Origin of the sequence: uncultured Planktosalinus sp., from assembly GCF_963973675.1 — a bacterium.
Classification (GTDB): domain Bacteria; phylum Bacteroidota; class Bacteroidia; order Flavobacteriales; family Flavobacteriaceae; genus Planktosalinus.
In genome coordinates this window covers 1-5,577 of the sequence record NZ_CAXBAN010000172.1, presented here as the reverse complement: position 1 = coordinate 5,577, position 5,577 = coordinate 1, and the positions used below count along the sequence as shown (strand labels likewise).

The window sequence follows — 5,577 nt, the reverse complement described above, 5'->3', positions numbered from 1 at the left end:
AGTTTTGGCTGGAATGCTTGTATACCTAATCGGTGTAGTGTGGGAGCTCGGTTGAGAAGTACCGGATGTCCTTTTAAAACATTTTCAAGAATATCCCAAACTACAGGTTCTTTCTTATCAATTATTTTCTTTGCAGATTTTACAGTTTTCACAATTCCTCTCTCAATTAGTTTTCTAATCACAAAAGGTTTGTAAAGTTCAGCTGCCATATTTTTTGGCAATCCACATTCAAACATTTTTAATTCAGGCCCAACAACAATTACTGAACGTGCAGAATAATCAACACGTTTTCCGAGTAAGTTTTGACGGAATCGACCTTGTTTTCCTTTCAATGAATCTGAAAGTGATTTCAATGGTCTGTTTGCGTCAGTTTTTACTGCTGAAGATTTTCTGGTGTTATCAAATAATGAGTCTACAGATTCCTGAAGCATACGTTTTTCATTACGTAAAATCACTTCTGGAGCTTTGATTTCAACCAATCTTTTCAGACGGTTATTTCTAATGATTACTCTTCTGTAAAGATCATTTAAATCTGAGGTTGCAAAACGTCCACCATCAAGCGGCACTAGGGGCCTTAATTCTGGTGGAATAACCGGGATTACTTTCATAATCATCCACTCTGCTTTGTTCTCGCGGTTGATGTTTGATTCTCTAAGAGCTTCAACAACCTGAAGTCGCTTTAAAGCTTCTGTTTTTCTTTGTTTGGAAGTTTCGTGATTAGCCTTGTGTCTTAACTCATATGACAAGGCATCAAGATCGATGCGTTGTAATAATTCAATAAGACATTCAGCTCCCATTTTTGCAATAAATTTATTTGGGTCTGAATCTTCCAGATATAGATTTTCCTGTGGAAGAGTATCAAGAATGTTTAAGTATTCTTCTTCCGTAAGGAAATCCATTTTTTGAAGTGGTTCTCCTTCTTCGTTTTTTGCAATACCTGGTTGTATAACTACATAACGTTCGTAGTAAATAATCATGTCTAATTTCTTGGAAGGTAATCCAAGTAAGTATCCTATTTTATTTGGTAATGAACGAAAATACCATATATGTGCAACCGGAACAACCAAATTGATATGCCCCACTCTGTCGCGACGCACTTTCTTTTCAGTTACTTCAACACCACAACGGTCACAAACAATGCCTTTGTAGCGAATTCTTTTGTATTTTCCACAGGCACACTCATAATCTTTAACAGGTCCAAAAATACGCTCACAAAACAAACCGTCTCGTTCGGGTTTGTGGGTACGATAGTTGATAGTTTCAGGTTTTAAAACCTCACCTCTTGATTCTGCCAAGATAGCTTCAGGAGAAGCCAGTCCAATAGAAATTTTATTAAACTTCTGTGCTGTGTTATTATCTTTATTTCTTGCCATAATGCTGAAAAATATTCTTTAATTTTTATAGTGTCGCTCTACGAGCTTTTCAACCAAACATAAACTCCTCAAATTTTGTGGGTTTATGTTATTCTTCCAATCTAATGTCTAATCCAAGACCTTTAAGTTCGTGCATTAATACATTAAATGATTCCGGTAAACCGGGTTCTGGCATAGTCTCCCCTTTAACAATGGCCTCATAGGTTTTTGCTCTACCAACAACATCATCAGATTTTACGGTTAGTATTTCTCTTAATGTTGCTGAAGCTCCATAAGCTTCAAGAGCCCAAACTTCCATCTCACCAAAACGCTGACCACCAAATTGTGCTTTACCACCCAATGGTTGCTGCGTAATCAATGAGTAAGGACCAATAGAACGAGCGTGCATTTTATCATCAATCAAGTGACCCAGTTTTAGCATATAAATAACACCGACTGTTGCAGGTTGATCAAAACGATCTCCGGTTCCACCATCATAAAGATGCGTGTGACCAAATCTTGGAATTCCTGCTTCATCAGTTAATTCATTTATTTGATCTAAAGTTGCACCATCAAAAATTGGGGTTGCAAATTTCCTGCCTAGTTTTTGACCTGCCCAGCCTAAAACTGTTTCATAAATTTGCCCAATATTCATACGTGAGGGCACACCCAGAGGGTTTAATACAATATCAACCGGGGTACCATCTTCCAAGAAAGGCATATCTTCTTCTCTAACGATTCGGGCTACAATACCTTTATTCCCGTGACGGCCGGCCATTTTATCACCTACTTTAAGTTTACGCTTTTTAGCGATATATATTTTTGCAAGCTTTAAAATTCCTGCCGGAAGTTCATCACCAACAGATATCGTAAATTTTTCACGTCTCAAGTTCCCTTGAAGGTCGTTTTCTTTAATTTTATAGTTGTGTAATAAATCTGCGACCAAACGATTGGTATCATCATCGGTGGTCCAGGTGCCTTGCGTTAAGTGTGTGTAGTCATAAACAGCATTCAACATTTTTAAAGTGAATTTCTTACCTTTTGGGAAGATTTCTTCACCTAAATCATTCATTACACCTTGTGCTGTTTTACCTCCCACAATTGCAAAAAGCTTTTCAACAAGAATGTCTTTCAATTCATTGAATTTTACTTCATATTGAATTTCAAGTTCTGCAATGTCTTCCTTGTCTTTGGCTCGTTTGCGTTTGTCTTTTATTGCTCTTGCAAAAAGTTTTTTGTCAATAACAACTCCATTGAGTGAAGGTGATGCTTTTAAAGAAGCATCTTTTACATCTCCAGCTTTATCACCAAATATTGCGCGAAGTAGCTTTTCTTCAGGTGTAGGATCGCTTTCTCCTTTTGGTGTTATTTTACCAATAAGAATGTCTCCAGGCTTCACTTCTGCACCAATACGAATCATTCCGTTTTCGTCAAGGTCTTTAGTAGCCTCTTCCGAAACGTTTGGTATATCGTTAGTCAATTCTTCATTTCCTAGTTTGGTGTCTCTTACTTCCAGTGAGTATTCATCAATGTGTATTGAAGTAAAGACATCATTTCTAACAACTTTTTCAGAAATTACAATAGCATCCTCAAAGTTATACCCTTTCCAAGGCATAAAGGCAACTTTCATATTTCTACCCAAAGCCAATTCACCATTTTCAGTCGCATAGCCTTGGCAAAGTACCTGACCTTTTGAAACACGATCGCCTTTTTTAACTATAGGCTTCAGGTTGATATTGGTCCCTTGGTTTGTTTTTCTGAATTTTACCAGATTATAAGTGGTAATATCACTGTCAAAACGAACCATGTTTTCTTCTTCAGTACGGTCGTATTTGATTCTAATTTCGTTGGCATCAACATATTCTACAGAGCCATCTCCTTCAGCGTTTATCAAAACCCTTGAGTCACTGGCTACTTGTCTTTCAAGTCCGGTTCCAACAATAGGAGCTTCTGGTGTCAAAAGTGGTACTGCCTGACGCATCATGTTTGATCCCATCAAGGCACGGTTTGCATCATCGTGCTCTAGGAAAGGAATAAGCGATGCTGAAATTGATGAAATCTGGTTAGGTGCAACATCAATGTAGTTGACCACATTAGGGTCTACTACTGGAAAATCACCTTCCATTCTTGCAATAACTTTATCTTTGGTGATGTTTCCATTATCATCAATTGGGATGTTTGCCTGAGCAATCAACTGGCCTTCTTCTTCTTCAGCAGAAAGGTAAATGGGGCTTGACTTAAAATCAATCTTACCATTGTCTACTTTTCTATAAGGGGTTTCAAGGAACCCTAGGTTGTTTACCTTAGAAAACACACTCATCGAAGATATCAATCCAATGTTTGGACCTTCAGGTGTTTCTATAGGACACAATCTTCCGTAGTGTGTATAATGAACGTCACGCACCTCAAAACCAGCTCTTTCTCTGGATAATCCTCCGGGTCCTAGAGCTGAGAATCTACGTTTGTGAGTAATTTCAGCAATGGGGTTGGTTTGATCCATAAACTGAGACAACTGGTTTGTACCAAAAAATGAGTTAATAACGGAAGACAAGGTCTTCGCATTAATCAAATCTATTGGTGTAAACACTTCGTTATCTCTTACGTTCATTCGTTCTCTTATAGTTCTGGCCATGCGAGCAAGACCTACACCAAACTGCTGTGATAGTTGTTCACCAACTGTTCTAACGCGTCTGTTTGATAAATGATCAATATCATCAATTTCTGCTTTTGAATTGATTAATTCAATAAGGTATTTAATGATGGTGATGATATCTTCTTTAGTTAAAACCTGCTTATCCATTGCAATGTCTAAGCCAAGTTTCTTATTCATTCTGTAACGACCCACTTCACCTAAATTGTATCGCTGGTCACTGAAGAACAATTTGTGGATAATTCCACGTGCTGTTTCTTCATCGGGTGGTTCAGCATTACGAAGTTGACGGTATATATGTTCAACAGCTTCTTTTTCAGAGTTTGTTGGATCTTTTTGTAATGTATTGTGGATAATAGCATAGTCAGCAGACTGATTATCCTCTTTATGAAGCAAAATTGTTTTACTTCCTGAATCTAAAATTTCTTCAATATGTTCTTTTTCAAGAACTGTATCACGGTCAATTACGATTTCATTTCTTTCAATTGAAACAACCTCTCCAGTGTCTTCATCAACAAAATCTTCATGCCAGGTTTTTAATACACGTGCAGCAAGTTTTCTTCCAAGATATTTTTTAAGTCCTGTTTTTGAAGCTTTGACTTCTTCTGCAAGGTCAAATATTTCAAGTATGTCTTTATCTCTTTCAAAGCCAATTGCTCTAAAGAGTGTTGTGACCGGTAATTTTTTCTTTCTATCGATATATGCATACATTACGCTATTAATATCGGTAGCAAATTCAATCCATGAGCCTTTGAAAGGAATTACTCTGGCTGAATAAAGTTTTGTTCCATTTGCGTGGAAAGATTGCCCAAAGAATACACCGGGAGATCTATGCAATTGTGAAACAACTACACGTTCTGCACCATTGACACAAAAAGTGCCACTGGGAGTCATGTATGGAATTGTACCCAAATATACATCTTGAACTATTGTTTCAAAATCTTCGTGTTCAGGGTCTGTACAATATAATTTGAGTCTGGCTTTTAAAGGTACACTGTAAGTCAGACCTCTTTCAATACATTCCTGAATTGAATAACGTGGCGGATCTACAAAGTAGTCTAAAAATTCTAAAACAAATTGGTTTCGGGTATCAGTGATGGGGAAGTTTTCCATGAAGGTTTTATAAAGTCCTTCATTTCCTCTTTCGTCTGATTTAGTTTCCAGCTGGAAAAAATCCTGGAAGGATTTTATTTGAATGTCCAGAAAATCGGGATAATCTGGTGTATTCTTCACAGAGGAAAAATTCAATCTTTCAGTTTGCGTTGCTGACATTAATGGAATGAATTTTAATTAAAATAAATTGAAACTGGCGTAAAATCTAAAACGAAACTATTTTTTACGCAAAATGGTTTAGGTCTTTTAGCTTTTTGCTAAAGACCTAAACCTTAGGTATTTACCCCGAGGTTTCGGGGGTATGTTTATTTAAGCTCTACTTCAGCTCCTGCTTCTTCTAATGAAGCTTTCAAGCTGTCTGCTTCGTCTTTAGAAACTGCTTCTTTGATTGTGTTTGGTGCACCATCAACCATTTCTTTAGCTTCTTTAAGACCAAGACCTGTAAGTTCTTTAACAAGTTTT

General features: G+C 37.1%; 2 protein-coding genes and 1 pseudogene. All 3 read right to left on the bottom strand.

Going from position 1 to position 5,577, the window contains the following annotated elements:
* A pseudogene (locus AACY61_RS07965) lies at positions 1–1,373 on the bottom strand (DNA-directed RNA polymerase subunit beta'); the annotation flags it as partial.
* Positions 1,374–1,461: 88 nt separating this feature from the next.
* A complete protein-coding gene (gene rpoB / locus AACY61_RS07960; RefSeq protein ID WP_339611043.1) occupies positions 1,462–5,274 on the bottom strand; it encodes a DNA-directed RNA polymerase subunit beta in 3,813 nt (1,270 codons plus the stop codon).
* A gap of 146 nt (positions 5,275–5,420) precedes the next feature.
* The coding region (locus AACY61_RS07955) for a ribosomal protein L7/L12 (protein WP_339611044.1) at positions 5,421–5,577 on the bottom strand (157 nt) is incomplete at its 5' end.